Annotated in this window: 9 protein-coding genes; 6 read left to right on the top strand and 3 right to left on the bottom strand. The window is 70.3% G+C overall.

Going from position 1 to position 13,299, the window contains the following annotated elements:
* Positions 1 to 151: 151 nt before the first annotated feature.
* From hmuQ to RGI145_RS01360, 3 genes are all read right to left on the bottom strand, one after another.
* Positions 152 to 472, bottom strand: a complete 321-nt coding sequence (gene hmuQ / locus RGI145_RS01350) for a heme-degrading protein HmuQ (RefSeq protein WP_019462387.1) — start codon at positions 470 to 472, stop codon at positions 152 to 154.
* Positions 473 to 662: 190 nt separating this feature from the next.
* On the bottom strand, positions 663 to 2,039 hold the full coding sequence (locus RGI145_RS01355) for an ammonium transporter (protein WP_156878619.1): 1,377 nt from the start codon (positions 2,037 to 2,039) through the stop codon (positions 663 to 665).
* 21 nt (positions 2,040 to 2,060) lie between these two features.
* On the bottom strand, positions 2,061 to 2,399 hold the full coding sequence (locus tag RGI145_RS01360) for a P-II family nitrogen regulator (protein WP_058390621.1): 339 nt from the start codon (positions 2,397 to 2,399) through the stop codon (positions 2,061 to 2,063).
* Between the two features lie 166 nt (positions 2,400 to 2,565).
* Here RGI145_RS01360 and RGI145_RS01365 point away from each other — a divergent pair, with 166 nt between their 5' ends.
* From RGI145_RS01365 to RGI145_RS01390, 6 genes are all read left to right on the top strand, one after another.
* Positions 2,566 to 3,822 (top strand): UbiH/UbiF/VisC/COQ6 family ubiquinone biosynthesis hydroxylase, encoded by a 1,257-nt coding sequence (locus RGI145_RS01365; RefSeq protein ID WP_075796916.1) that lies wholly within the window; start codon positions 2,566 to 2,568, stop codon positions 3,820 to 3,822.
* A 458-nt stretch (positions 3,823 to 4,280) separates the two neighbouring features.
* Complete coding sequence (locus RGI145_RS01370; protein WP_075796917.1) at positions 4,281 to 5,570, top strand: MFS transporter; 1,290 nt, start codon at positions 4,281 to 4,283, stop codon at positions 5,568 to 5,570.
* Positions 5,567 to 6,517 carry an amidohydrolase family protein gene (locus tag RGI145_RS01375; RefSeq protein ID WP_208863907.1) on the top strand — a complete coding sequence of 317 codons (951 nt, stop codon included), beginning with the start codon at positions 5,567 to 5,569 and terminating at the stop codon, positions 6,515 to 6,517. Before RGI145_RS01370 ends, RGI145_RS01375 begins: the two co-directional genes overlap by 4 nt.
* A 529-nt stretch (positions 6,518 to 7,046) precedes the next feature.
* Entirely contained in the window at positions 7,047 to 7,817 is a 771-nt protein-coding gene (locus RGI145_RS01380; protein WP_075796919.1) for an IclR family transcriptional regulator, read from the top strand.
* Between the two features lie 10 nt (positions 7,818 to 7,827).
* Positions 7,828 to 11,691, top strand: coding sequence for a hydantoinase B/oxoprolinase family protein (locus tag RGI145_RS01385; protein ID WP_237183162.1), 3,864 nt, complete (start codon positions 7,828 to 7,830; stop codon positions 11,689 to 11,691).
* A 14-nt stretch (positions 11,692 to 11,705) separates the two neighbouring features.
* The gene (locus RGI145_RS01390) at positions 11,706 to 13,265 is read left to right on the top strand and encodes an ABC transporter substrate-binding protein (protein ID WP_075796920.1); all 1,560 of its coding nucleotides are present in this window, start codon (positions 11,706 to 11,708) and stop codon (positions 13,263 to 13,265) included.
* Positions 13,266 to 13,299 lie beyond the last annotated feature (34 nt).

Below are 13,299 nucleotides of genomic sequence, written 5' to 3' on the forward strand. Positions count from 1 at the left end.
CTCCGATGCGTCACCCTGCCCCTCGTTGCACGCCGCCGGGACGGGAAGGCGAAGGGCCTTCCCCGGCGTGAGCGCAGCCCCGGCGTGAGCACGGCCCCGGGGGAGGCGAGGCCGCCCCAGGCAGCCCATCCTCCCCCGAAGCGGTGCGGCGCTAGGCCTTGATCTCCTGCACGGACTCGAAGCCCTCGAACTGCGGCGGGCCGAGATAGAGGGAGCGCGTGTTGGTCTGCCCGGCATCGCGATGCGCGGCGCGAAACTGTTCCGAGCGGGTCCAGTTCTCGAAATCCTCCCGCGAGCGCCAGATCGTGTGCGAGGCGTAGAGGACATGCTCCTCGGTCGCCGGACCGCGCAGCAGGTGGAACTCCACGAAGCCCGGCACCTCGCGCAGGCGGGAGTCGCGGGACTTCCACACCTCCTCGAAGGCGGCCTCGGAGCCCGGGGCGACCTTGAAACGGTTCATGGCGACGAACATGGGCGGCATCCTCTGAATCCTGCCCCGCCCTCCCGGTGGGAGGGCGGCTGGCCGGAGCGCAGGTTGCCCCGTCCGTCCCCCAACCACAAACCCGAACCCCGCACGGGAACCACGAATGCGAAGGGCGCCGGCCGGGTTTCCCCCGCCGACGCCCTTCCTGTCGCCCCGCCCGGTGCGGCGAGGCTGCGCCTTACTCCAGGCGCTCGCCGTGCAGCACGATGTCGAGGCCCTCGCGCTCTTCCTCGGTGGTCACGCGCAGCCCGATCACCACATCGACGATCTTGAGGATGATCCAGGTCATGACGCCGGTGTAGATGAAGGTCGAGAGCACCGCGTAGAGCTGGATCATGAACTGCGCCATCGAGCCGGCCGTGCCGTCCGGCGCCGCCGTGGTGGCGGAAAGCGGGCCATAGGCGAAGAAGCCCGTCAGCAACGCGCCGACGATGCCGCAGAGCCCGTGCACGCCGAAGGCATCGAGGCTGTCGTCATAGCCGCACCAGTGCTTGAGCGCGGTCGCGCCCCAGAAGCCGGTCAGGCCCGCGACCACGCCGATCACCAGCGCCGGCACCGGCAGCACGAAGCCCGCCGCCGGGGTGATGGCGACCAGCCCCGCCACCGCGCCGGAAATGGCGCCGAGCACGGAAGGCTTCCCCTTCACCGCCCATTCTACGAAGACCCAGGCCAGGGTCGCGGCCGCCGCGGCGACCTGCGTCACCAGCATGGCCATGCCCGCGCGGCCGCCGGCGGCACCCGCCGAGCCCGCGTTGAAGCCGAACCAGCCCACCCAGAGCAGCGAGGCGCCGATCACGGCCAGGCCCAGGTTGAAGGGCGACATGTTGTCGTGGCCGAGGCCCACGCGCTTGCCCAGCACCACGGCGCAGACGAGGCCCGCCACGCCCGCGTTGATGTGCACCACCGTGCCGCCGGCGAAGTCCAGCGCGCCGAGCGCGAAGATCCAGCCGTTCGGATGCCAGACCCAGTGCGCGATCGGGCAATAGACGACCAGCAGCCACAGGATGGTGAAGGCCACCATCGCCGAGAACTTCATGCGGTCCGCATAGGCGCCGCTGATCAGCGCGGGCGTGATGATCGCGAAGGTCATCTGGAAGGTCAGGAAGACCGTCTCGGGAATGGTGAAGGCCACCGCCCCGTCGCCCGAGCCCAGCGTGAAGGGGGCGTTCCAGTTCTCCGCCACGCCGTTCAGCAGCAGCTTGGACAGGTCACCGACATAGGCGTTGCCCTCGCCGAAGGCGATCGAATAGCCCGCCACCATCCACACGATCGTGGCGAGCGCCGCGACCGAGAAGGACTGCATCATGGTGGCCAGCACGTTCTTCTTGCGCACCATGCCCGCATAGAACAGCGCCAGGCCCGGGATGGTCATCATCAGCACGAGCGCCGTGCTGGTCAGCATCCAGGCCGTGTCGCCGGTATCGGGCGTGGACGGCGCCACCGGCACCGCCTCGGGTGCCGCCGGCGTGGTCTGCGCCAGCACCGGCAGCGCCAGCATCAGCACAGGCAGGGCCGCCAAGGCGCAGCCCGCCGCGCGGCGGGCCCGCGTCTTCATCAACTCGCTCATCATTCCCCCTCAGAGCGCGGCGTCGTCGGTCTCGCCGGTGCGAATCCGCATGACCCGCTCCACATCCAACACGAAAATCTTTCCGTCACCGATCTTGCCAGTGCGGGCCGTGGTGGCGATGGCCTCCACAACCGCGTCCACCATGTCGTTGGCGACGGCGACCTCGATCTTGAGCTTCGGCAGGAAGCTCACATGGTACTCGGCACCACGGTAGATCTCGGTCTGGCCCTTCTGCCGGCCAAAACCCTTCACCTCCGTCACCGTCAGCCCCTGGATGCCCAGGGGCGTGAGCGCCTCCCGTACCTCATCCAGCTTGAAGGGCTTGATGATCGCCATGACCAGCTTCATTCGGCCGGAGCCCCCTTCGATCCTTCTCGGCGCATGAGATGCGAAGCGCGTGCCAAGGCGGACAATGGGCAGGATGCACGCATTCCGTGCGGTTGATTTCACGGAAGGGCAGGAAAGCCCCGCCACCCCCTGCCCAAAACCTGTGCAATACGGCAGGATGGCAGGCATGACGAAACGGATCGAGGTCGAGGCCTGCGTGATGGGCGCGGGCCCGGTGGGGGCGACCCTGGCCGCCACCCTGGCGGCGGCGGGGCTGGAGGTCGCGGTGGTGGACACCGCCCCCCTTCCGCCGATGGAGCGGCCCGAATTCGACGGCCGCGCCTATGCCATTGCCGCCTCCTCCCGCAACCTGCTGGAGGCCGCGGGCATCTGGTCGCGCCTGCCCGACGAGCCCTGTCCGATCACCCGCATCCGCGTGGCCGATGGCCGCCCTGGCGAGCCCGCCTCGCCGTTCGACCTGCATTTCGACGCTGCCGACCTGGGCGAGCCCGCCTTCGGCTGGATGGTGGAGGCCCGCTCCCTCCGCGTCGCCCTGAACGCCGCCCTGCCGCATCTGCCGCGCCTGCATGTCTTCGCCCCGGCCCGGCCCCATGTCACCCGCACCGCGGAGGCGGCCCTGGTCGCCCTGGCCGACGGTACGGAGATCGCTGCCCGCCTCGTGGTCGGCGCCGAGGGCCGCCGCAGCCCGTTGCGCCGCGCCGCCGGCATCGGCACCGCCGGGCTCGACTACCACCAGACCGGCATGGTCTTCGCCATCGCCCACGAGCGCCCGCACGGCGGTTTGGCGCTGGAGCAGTTCCTGCCCAACGGCCCCTTCGCGCAGCTCCCCCTGGCCGGCACGCCGGAACACCCCCATGCCTCCGCCATCGTCTGGTCCGACCGCAGCGCCCTGGCGGCGCGCTTCATGGCCATGGACGACGCGGCCCTGTCGCGCGAGATCCTGCGCCGCCTGGGCAGCCATCTCGGCGCGGTGCACGTCATCGGCCGCCGCTGGTCCTATCCCCTGACCGCCATGCAGGCCGCCCGCTTCGTGGACACGCGCCTTGCTCTGGTGGGCGACGCCGCCCATGGCATCCACCCGATCGCGGGGCAGGGGCTCAATCTCGGCTTCCGCGACGTCGCCGCCCTGGCCGAATGCGCGATCGAGGCCGTCCATGCGGGGCAGGACCCCGGCTCCCCCAAGGTCCTGGCCCGCTACCAGTCCGCCCGCCGCCCGGATGCGCTGCTGATGCTCGGCGCCACCCATGCGCTGGAACGCCTTTTCGGCAACGACCTGCCGCCGCTGCGCCTCGCCCGCCGCCTGGGCATCGCGGCGGTGGACCGCCTGCCACCGCTCAAGCGCTTCTTCGCCCGCCGCGCCATGGGTTTCTCCGGCGGCCCGCTTTCCGGCCTGCTCGAAGGACGGGGCCTGACCACGCCCTGAATTTCCCCCCGCCGTTGCGGCGGGTGTTACCCCCGGGCGGAGGCTCCGCCTCCCCCGGTCCCCCTCCGCTGGGGACCGAAGCCGGTCCCCAGACCCCGGGCTTTCGTTGGCGCTGGTGGTGGCTGTCAGCCTGACGCCTGATCCCCGGAGAGCACGCGGATCAGCGGGGCTTCCGAAAAGAAGAACATTTGTCCGCGTCGGCCGCGTCGGCGGTCGCCGGAGAGCTTGGTTCTCCGGCGCGATCCGGCGTCAGCGCGGGCCAGCGAATGAGGCCCAGGGCCTGCAGGGTCCGGACGGATAGGGGGGCCGGGGCGAAAGGCGGAGCCTTTCCCCCGGGAAGCATGACGCCGCCACGCCGCCTGACAGGCAGGAACCCCGACGCCCCGATACCCCCACGTTTCTGCTTGCTGCACGAAGAATTCTGTATTCAGTTATACGAAACGGGGAGGAAAACCGGAATGAGCACCACGCATTCACCGGCAATAGGGGTGCCCGCGTCGGCCAGGAGCGGCGTCCGCTGGCGTATCTTCGGCGTGATCGCGTTGCTGACCGTGATCAACCTCGCCGACCGCACCACCCTCTCGGTCGGCATGCCGACCATCGCGCATGAGCTCGGCCTTTCCCCCACCATGCAGGGGCTCATCCTCAGCTCCTTCTTCTGGACCTACGCGCTGCTCCAGGTTCCCGGCGGCTACCTGATCGACCGCATGGGTCCCAGCCGCGTCGTCACCATCTCCACCCTGGCCTGGGGCGCCTTCCAGACCCTGGCCGCCTTCGCCACCGGCGGCCTCTCCCTGCTCGTCACCCGCCTCGGCCTCGGCGCCTCGGAGGCGCCGCTTTTCCCCGCCGGCGGCAAGCTCAACGCCCTGTGGCTTTCCCCGCGCGAACGCGGGCGCGGCGCGGTGCTGATGGACAGCGGCTCCTATCTCGGCGCCGGGCTCGGCGGCGGCGTCATCGCCTGGCTGATCTACACGCTGGATTCCTGGCGCCTCGCCTTCGCCGTGGCGGGCATCGTGACCATCGGCGCCGGCCTCATCGCCTGGCGCTACCTGCGCGACGATCCGGCGGTGCATCCCGGCGTGAACGCGGCGGAACTCGAACACATCCGCACCCCCGTCCCCGGCATGGCTCAGGCCGTGCCCGCCGGCACGCCGCTCGCGCCCCGCGCCGTGGCCCCGGTCATGCTCGGCCGCTGCGGCTGGGCGATGATGAATTTCGGCCTGATCACCTGGGGCCCCAGCTATCTCGCCCAGGCGCGCGGCTTCGACCTGAAGCAGCTCGGTGGCGCCATGGCGGTGATTTTCGTCTGCGGCTTCCTCGGCTCGCTCACCGCCGGCTTCGGCGCCGATGCGCTCCAGCGGCGCGGCCTGCCGCGCAGCCTCGTGCTGAAGGCGATGCTCTGCCTCTCCGGCCTCGGTGTGCTCGCCGCCTTCCTGCTGCTGCCCACCATCGCCGATCCCGTCGCCGCCGTGGCGCTGCTCTCCGCCACCGTCTTCCTGCTCTGCTTCGGCAGCCTCTACTGGAGCTTCCCGGCCCTGCTCGCCCCCGCCGACAAGGTCGGGCTGGTCGGTGGCATGATGAACTTCGCCGGCAGCCTCGGTGGCATCGCCATCCCCATCATCGCCGGCATGATCCTGCAGGCGACCGGCTCCTACACCGTGGTGCTGCACTTCTTCTCCGGCTGTGCCGCGCTTTACATACTCGGCACGCTCCTGGTGCCCCTCGCCGGGCGGGAGGCCGCGAAGTGAGGCAGGGACAGGCCGCCCCGCTCTGGACCGGTCCCATGGTGGATGCCCACCACCATATCTGGGACCCGCGCAACGGCCGCTACCCCTGGCTGACGCCGGAGGGAAAGCTGCCGAACTTCCGCTACGGCGACACCACGCCGCTGATGCGCCCCTATCTCCCGCCCGACTACCGGGCCGATGCGGCGGGCCACGACATCCGCGCCACGGTCTACATGGAGGCTGAATGGGACCCCGCCGACCCGATCGGCGAGACCCGTTTCGTCAGCGGCCTCGCGGCGGGCTACGGCCTGCCCGATGCCATGGTCGCCCAGGCCTGGCTGCACCACCCCGATGCGGAAGCCGTGCTCGCCACCCAGGCCGGTTTCCCGCTGGTGCGCAGCGTCCGCCACAAGCCCGGCGGCCCCGCCACGCCCCAGGCCGCCCGCGACGGGGAACGCACGCTGATGTCGGACGAGCACTGGCGCCGCGGCTATGCCGCGCTGGAGAGCCTGGGCCTGCATTTCGACCTTCAGACCCCCTGGTGGAACCTGCCCGAGGCCGGGCGCCTCGCCCGCGACTTCCCCCGCACGCGCATCATCCTCAACCACACCGGCCTGCCCTCCGACCGCAGCCCCGATGCCCTCGCCGGATGGCATGCCGCCATGACGCACTTCGCCGAGCATCCGAACACCGTCGTGAAGATCTCCGGCCTCGGCCGCCCCGGGCATGCCTGGACCGCCGAGGACAACGGCTGGATCGTGCGCGAGACCATCGCCATCTTCGGCCCGCGCCGCGCCATGTTCGCCAGTAACTTTCCGGTGGACGGCCTCTGCGCCAGCTTCGACACGATCTTCACCGGCTTCAAGCGCATCGCCGCCGCCCTGCCGGCCGAGGACCAGGCCTGGCTCTTCCACCGTACGGCGGAGGAGACCTACGCCCTGGACGGGCACCGCACCGCCACGGGCTGAGGCGTCTTTCCGGTGGTGGCCCCCGGGGGAGGCTCCGCCTGCCCCCGGAACCCCCACCGCTGGGGGAATGGTATTCCCCCAGACCCCGCCTTGGGTTGGCGCCGGGTTGCAAGGTCAGACTACGGCCTGATCCCTGGGAGCAGGTGGATCGGCGGGGCTGCCGAAGAGGAAAAACTGCATCTCCGCGCTGGCGACGCCCACAGTCGCCGGAGAGCATGGCTCTCCGGCGCGATCCGGCGTCAGCAACAACCAACGAACCGGGTCCAGGGCCCGCAGGGTCCTGGCGGATGGGGGGGTCCGGGGGTGAAGGCAGAGCCTTTCCCCCGGGGGCTTCCACCAAGACCAACCTGCCCATTCCGCCATCCGGCCTTGCTCGGAACTTCACCGTTCAGCCGGAAACGACGCCACTTCGCACCCCGGAACCTACCAGTTTTTGTGGGATCGGGGCCAGAACACCGCTTGCTTACGCAGCGCAGCACAAACTAGCATTCCCGAATAACGCAACCATGGTTCCAGAAAACGGAACTTCATGAGCATCCTTTCCAACGCCGCCGACGTGCTGCGCTGCTTCTCCGCGCATCGCCTCGAACTCAGCCTGACCGAGGTGACGAGCCTGCTCGGCATGCCGAAGAGCAATGCCTCGCGCCTGCTGCGCGCCATGCGGGAGGCCGGGTTCCTGGAACAGGTGCCCGGCACGCGCCGCTACCGCGCCGGGCTGCTGATGTTCGAGATGGGGCACACCTACCGCCGCGGCTCGCCGCTGCTCAGCCAGGCGCATGCGGCGGTCTCGCGCATTTCCCGCGACTGCGGCCATACGGGCTATGTCAGCATTCGCGACGGGCGCGACGTGATGGGCCTCACCTATCACGAGGGCTCGCAGCTCCTGCGCGTCGGCACCCCGATCGGCGAGCGTCTTTCCGCCGCCGCCACCGCCACCGGCCGCTCGCTCCTGGCGCGGCTCGGCGACGAGGCGGTGCGCGCCCTCTTTCCCGAGCCGTTGCAGCCGCCTTCGCCGAATTCGCCGCGCGACATGGAGGACCTCCTCCAGCGCCTCGCCCGCATCCGGGAGCGCGGCTACGAGGTCGCGCATCACGAGGCCAATCCCGGCATCGACTCCCTCGCCACCGCCCTGGGCGACCCGGCCAGCGGCGAGGAGGTCAGCCTCTGCATCGTCTATCCCTCCGCCATCGTCACCGAGGCGGAGCGCGACGACATCCTGGCCGCGATGCTGCGCGAGGCCCGCGCCATCGGCGCTCTGCTGGGCGATCCGTCCAGCACCGCCGCCCGCGACGCCGCCTGAGCCCCGCGGCATGACCCCTGGTATGACCACCGAGAGCGAGCCCATGGCAAACAACGCCCCCTCCCTGAACCGCTGGCGCATCGGCTTCGACATCGGCGGCACCTTCACCGACTTCATCCTCTATGACGCGGCGGAAGGCACGGTGCGGCTGCACAAGCGCCTGACCACGCCGCACGACCCCTCGGAAGCCGCGCTGCTGGGGCTGGAGGAGCTGGTGGCCATGGGCGGCATCACGCTGGCCGAGGTCGGCGAGATCATCCACGGCACCACGCTGGTCACCAACGCCGTCATCGAGCGCAAGGGCGCGAAGCTCGGCCTGATCACCACCCAGGGCTTCCGCGACGTGCTGGAGATGGGCACGGAGCAGCGCTACGACATCTACGACCTCTTCCTCGGCTTCCCCGAACCGCTGGTGCCGCGCGACCTGCGGCTGGAGGTCGCCGAGCGCCTGGACCGCGACGGTCGCGTGGTCGAGGTGCTGGACGAGGCCGCCGTCCGTGCCGCCTTCCGCACCCTGCTCGAAGCGGGCGTGGAGGCGGTGGGCGTCTGCTTCCTGCACGCCTACCGCAATCCGGAGCACGAGCAGGCCGTGGGCCGCATCGCGCGCGAGGAATTCCCCGAGCTGGCCGTCTCCCTTTCCGCCGAGGTGGTGGCCGAGATGTGGGAGTACCAGCGCTGCGTCACCACCTGCGCCAACGCCTATGTGCAGCCGCTGATGGACCGCTACCTGAAGCGCCTGGAGCGCGAGCTGGCGGCGCGCGGCTTCACCGGCGCGCTGCGGCTGATGCACTCGGCGGGTGGTCTCGTCTCCCCCGCCACGGCGCGCGCCTTCCCGATCCGCCTGCTGGAATCCGGCCCGGCCGGCGGCGGCCTCGCCACCGCGCTGTTCGGCGAGCTGGCGGGCAAGAAGGACGTCATCTCCTTCGACATGGGCGGCACCACCGCCAAGGCCTGCATGGTGGAGGACGGGCGCGTCGAGATCGCCCCGATGCTGGAGGCGGGCCGCGTCCACCGCTTCAGCAAGGGCTCCGGCCTGCCGATCAAGGCGCCCGTGATCGACATGATCGAGATCGGCGCCGGCGGCGGCTCCATCGCCGGCATCGACGAGGTCGGGCTGCTGAAGGTCGGCCCGCATTCCGCCGGTTCCGACCCCGGCCCGGCCTGCTACGGCATGGGCGGCACGAAGCCGACCGTGACGGATGCCAACCTCGTCCTCGGCTACTACGATCCGGGCTTCTTCCTCGGCGGCCGCATGTCGCTGGACAAGCCGGCGGCGGAACGCGCGGTGGAAAGCGTGGCGAAGCCGCTGGGCCTCGGCGTGATGGAAGCCGCCTGGGGCATCCACAAGGTCGTGGTGGAAAGCATGGCTGCCGCCGCCCGCGTCCATCTGGTGGAAAAGGGCAAGGACCCGCGCGCCTATGCCATGGTCGGCTTCGGCGGCGCCGGCCCGGCCCATGCCGCCGACGTGGCCCGCGCGCTGGGCGTGCGTGAGGTGATCATCCCGCCGGCCTCCGGCGCCGCCTCGGCGCTGGGCTTCCTCGCCGCGCCGCTTTCCTTCGAGCTGGTGCGCTCCCTGCCGCTGGAATTCTCGGAGGGCTTCGACGCCGCCCGTCTGAACGCCCTGCTCGCGGAGCTGGAGGCCGAGGGCCGCGCGCGGCTCGCGGAAGCGGGCGTGGCGCCGGAGGCCATCCGCGTCGAGCGTTCCGCCGACATGCGCCTGGTCGGCCAGATGCACGACATCGCCGTGGATCTGCCCGCGGGCGAGATCGGCGCGGCGAGCCTGGGCGAGATCCGCGCCCGCTTCACCCGTATCTACGCCGCCCGCTACACCTCGGTGTACGAGGGCGCGCGGATGGAGGCGATCAACTTCCGCGTCCGCTGCGTCGGCCCGGAGCCGAAGCTGTCGCTCACCGGCGCGGTCGGCGGCGGCGACACGAGCAAGGCGGTGAAGGGCACGCGCCGCGCCTGGTTCGAGGGTGGCTGGCAGGAGGCCAAGGTCTATGACCGCTACGCGCTCGCCAGCGGCGACCGCATCCCCGGCCCCGCCATCATCGAGGAGCGCGAGGCCACCACCATCGTTCCGCCCGGCGACGCGGTGCGGGTGGACGACACGCTGAACCTGCGCATCGCCATTGCCGCCCCTGCCATGGTGGGCGAGCTGGTGACGGCGGAGATGCCGCTGGCCGAGGCCATGGCGCGCATCGAGGCCGACCCGATCGCGCTGGAGATCATGTGGTCGCGCCTCGTGAACGTGGTGGAGGAGATGTGGCTGACGGTGGTGCGCACCGCCTTCTCCCTCATCATCTCCGAGAGCCAGGACTTCGCCTGCGAGCTGCTGGACCCGGAGGGCGAGACCCTGGCGCATTCCCCGCGCGCCATGCCGGTCTTCAACCTGACCCTGCCGCGCGCGGTGAAGGCGCTGCTGGAGAAGTATCCGGCGGAGACGCTGAAGCCCGGCGACGTGCTGATCACCAACGACCCCTGGCTCTGCGCCGGGCACCTCTTCGACATCGCCATCGTCACCCCCGTCTTCCGGGAGGGCAAGGTCGTCGGGCTGATGGGCACGGTGGGCCATGTTTCCGACATCGGCGGCACCAAGGATGCCCTGAAGGCGCGCGAGATCTTCGAGGAGGGCTTCCAGATCCCGCCGATGAAGCTCTTCGACGCGGGCGTGGCGAATGACACCTTCTTCACCCTGTTCCGCGAGAATGTCCGCAACCCGGACCAGGTGCTGGGCGACCTGCACTCCTTCGTCGCCGCCAATGCCCTGGGCGGCGAGCGCCTGCTCTCCTTCATGCGCGACTACGGCATGAGCGATCTGCGCGCCCTGGCGGCGGTGGTGCAGGGCCGTTCCGAGAAGGCGATGCGCGACGCCATCGCCGCCCTGCCGGATGGCGACTACCATGCCGAGATCCGCAACAACCCGCTGGGCAAGGAGCTTCGCTACCCGCTGAAGCTCACCGTCGCGGGCGACACCATCGACCTCGACTTCGACGGCGCCCCGCCGCAGCTTCCCCAGGGCGGGCTGAACTCCACCCTGAACTACACGGCGGCGCACGCGACCTATCCGCTCAAGTGCATGCTGACGCCGAACGTACGCGGCAATGCCGGCTGCTACCGCCCCTTCACCGTGGAGGCACCGGAGGGCTCGATCCTGAACCCGCGCCGCCCGGCGGCGGTGAACATGCGCACCCGCACCGGCTGGTATCTCGCCCCCAACATCTTCCGTGCCCTGTCCGAAGCGGCGCCGAGGCTGGTGCAGGCCAATACCGGCCTGCCGGTCGCCACCAACGTCTATGGCCAGGATGCCGAGGGCAACCTCTATTCCGACCACCTCTTCGTCGGCGGCGGACAGGGCGCCTCGGCCCAGGGTGACGGCAAGTCCGCCCTGCTCTGGCCCACCTCGGCCTCCAACACCTCGATCGAGCTCTTCGAGAGCCGCGCCCCGGTGCTGGTGGTGGAGAAGACCTACGTCCCCGACACGGGCGGCGCCGGCCAGTTCCGCGGCGGCCTCGGGCAGCGCGTGCGCCTGCGCAAGCTCACCGATGACGGCCGCACCACCCTGGTTTCCGTCTATCCGGAGGGCGTTACCAACCACATCGACGGCCTCTTCGGCGGCCGCCCGGGCACGGGGGCACGCGGCCGCATCATCGACCTCGACGGCCGGGAGCTGCATGATTGCGGCCCCGGCGAGATGGTGGAGGTCGGCAGCCCGCACCAGATCGTCGAGATCACCGTCAACGGCGGTTCCGGCTATGGCGATCCGGCGAAGCGCGACCCTGCGGCGCTGGCACGGGATGTGCGTCTGGGCATGGTCACGCCGGAAGGCGCCACGCGCGACTACGGCGCCGCCAAGACCACGGTCACGGCCTGAAGGAACGGAAGAGCATGAGCATCACCCCCACGCGCCGCGCCCTCCTGGCCGCCGGCGCCGCCCTGCCCGCACTGTCCCTGCTGCAACCGGCCTCGGCGCAATCGCGCCGCATCCTGGTCCTCGCCAGCAACCAGGACATCCCGAACTTCGACCCGCATGTGGCGACGGGCTATTCCTCCTCCTGGCTGCTGCGCAACACCTATGACAGCCTGGTCGGCGTCACCGGCAACCCGCCGAAGCCGGAGCCACGTCTCGCCCGGAGCTGGGACATCTCCGAGGACGGCCGGACCTACACCTTCCACCTGGACCCCGCCGCGAAGTTCCACGACGGCACCCCCGTCACGGCGGAGGCGGTGCGCTACTCCTTCGAGCGCATCCTGCGGCTCAACCGCGGCAATGTCTGGATGATCCAGAACATCGTCGTGCCCGGCGGCATCGAGGCGGTGGACGACCATACCGTCCGCTTCCGCCTCGCCACCCCCTTCGTGCCCTTCCTCAGCGTCCTGCCCTGGATCTGGGTCGTGAACCCGAAGCAGGCCGAGGCCAACAAGGGCGCGGATGATGGCCAGACCTGGCTGCGCTCCAACATCGCCGGCTCCGGCCCCTTCTCCGTCCGCCGCGCCGAGGCGGGCAACCTCTACGAGCTGGAGCGCGTGGCCGATGGCTGGAGGAAGGGCGGCGGCGGCAACCTCACCGGCGCCATCTGGAAGATCACGCGCGAAACCGCGACGCAGCGCCTGATGGTCCAGCGCGGCGAGGCTCAGGTCGCCCTCGACCTCACCTCCGAGGACATGGACACGCTGAAGGGACGCCCCGGTGTCGAGCTGGTGATCGAGCCCGAGTACCGCACCTTCCAGATCAAGATGAACACCCGCCACGGCCCGCTGGCGGATGCCAATCTCCGCCGCGCGGTGAGCTGCGCCTTCAACTACCAGGCGATGCTCGACGTGGCCGGCTATGCCGACCTGATGACCGGCCCGCTGCCGCCCACGATCCAGGGCTTCGACAAGAGCCTCACCCCCTGGCGCATGGACCTGGAGAAGGCGAAGGGCTTCCTGGCGAAGTCGTCCTCGCCGAACGGGGGCATCAAGCTCGCCATCACCCATGTCGCGGGGCTGGAGCAGCAGCGCCGCTGGGCGCTGATCCTGCTCGACAGCCTGCGCCCGCTGGGCATCGAGCTGGAGATCCGCACCGCCACCTGGCCGGACCTCGTCGCCTCCTGCCGTTCGCCCGAAACGCTGGCGGACTTCTTCCCCGTCTACCAGACCGCCAACTACGGAGACCCGGACAACCTCGCCTATGCGGGCTTCCATTCCTCGCGGAACGGCAACTGGCAGAACCCCGTCTACAACAACCCGAAGGTGGACGCGCTGATCGAGCAGGCCCGCGCCGAGCAGGACCCGGCGAAGCGCGACGCCCTCTACGCGCAGTTCCAGCAGACCGTGATGGAGGATGCCTGCGACATCTTCGGCGTGCTGGAGAAGCGCAAGCTCGCCATGCGCAACACGGTGAAGGGCTACAGCTTCACCCCCGTTGCCTCCAACGCGCCCGAGCTCTTCCCACTCTCGCTCTGACGCCCAAGCTCTGACGCCCAAGCTCTGACGCACG

Origin of the sequence: Roseomonas gilardii (genome assembly GCF_001941945.1) — a bacterium.
Classification (GTDB): Bacteria; Pseudomonadota; Alphaproteobacteria; order Acetobacterales; family Acetobacteraceae; genus Roseomonas.

Bases quoted from the DNA above. Each gene is read 5' to 3' on its own strand.
- RGI145_RS01365 (WP_075796916.1), top strand. From the start codon at position 2,566: ATGACGAAACGGATCGAGGTCGAGGCCTGCGTGATGGGCGCGGGCCCG.
- RGI145_RS01380 (WP_075796919.1), top strand. From the start codon at position 7,047: ATGAGCATCCTTTCCAACGCCGCCGACGTGCTGCGCTGCTTCTCCGCG.
- RGI145_RS01360 (WP_058390621.1), bottom strand. From the start codon at position 2,399: ATGAAGCTGGTCATGGCGATCATCAAGCCCTTCAAGCTGGATGAGGTA.
- RGI145_RS01390 (WP_075796920.1), top strand. From the start codon at position 11,706: ATGAGCATCACCCCCACGCGCCGCGCCCTCCTGGCCGCCGGCGCCGCC.
- hmuQ (WP_019462387.1), bottom strand. From the start codon at position 472: ATGTTCGTCGCCATGAACCGTTTCAAGGTCGCCCCGGGCTCCGAGGCC.
- RGI145_RS01355 (WP_156878619.1), bottom strand. From the start codon at position 2,039: ATGAAGACGCGGGCCCGCCGCGCGGCGGGCTGCGCCTTGGCGGCCCTG.
- RGI145_RS01385 (WP_237183162.1), top strand. From the start codon at position 7,828: ATGACCCCTGGTATGACCACCGAGAGCGAGCCCATGGCAAACAACGCC.
- RGI145_RS01370 (WP_075796917.1), top strand. From the start codon at position 4,281: ATGAGCACCACGCATTCACCGGCAATAGGGGTGCCCGCGTCGGCCAGG.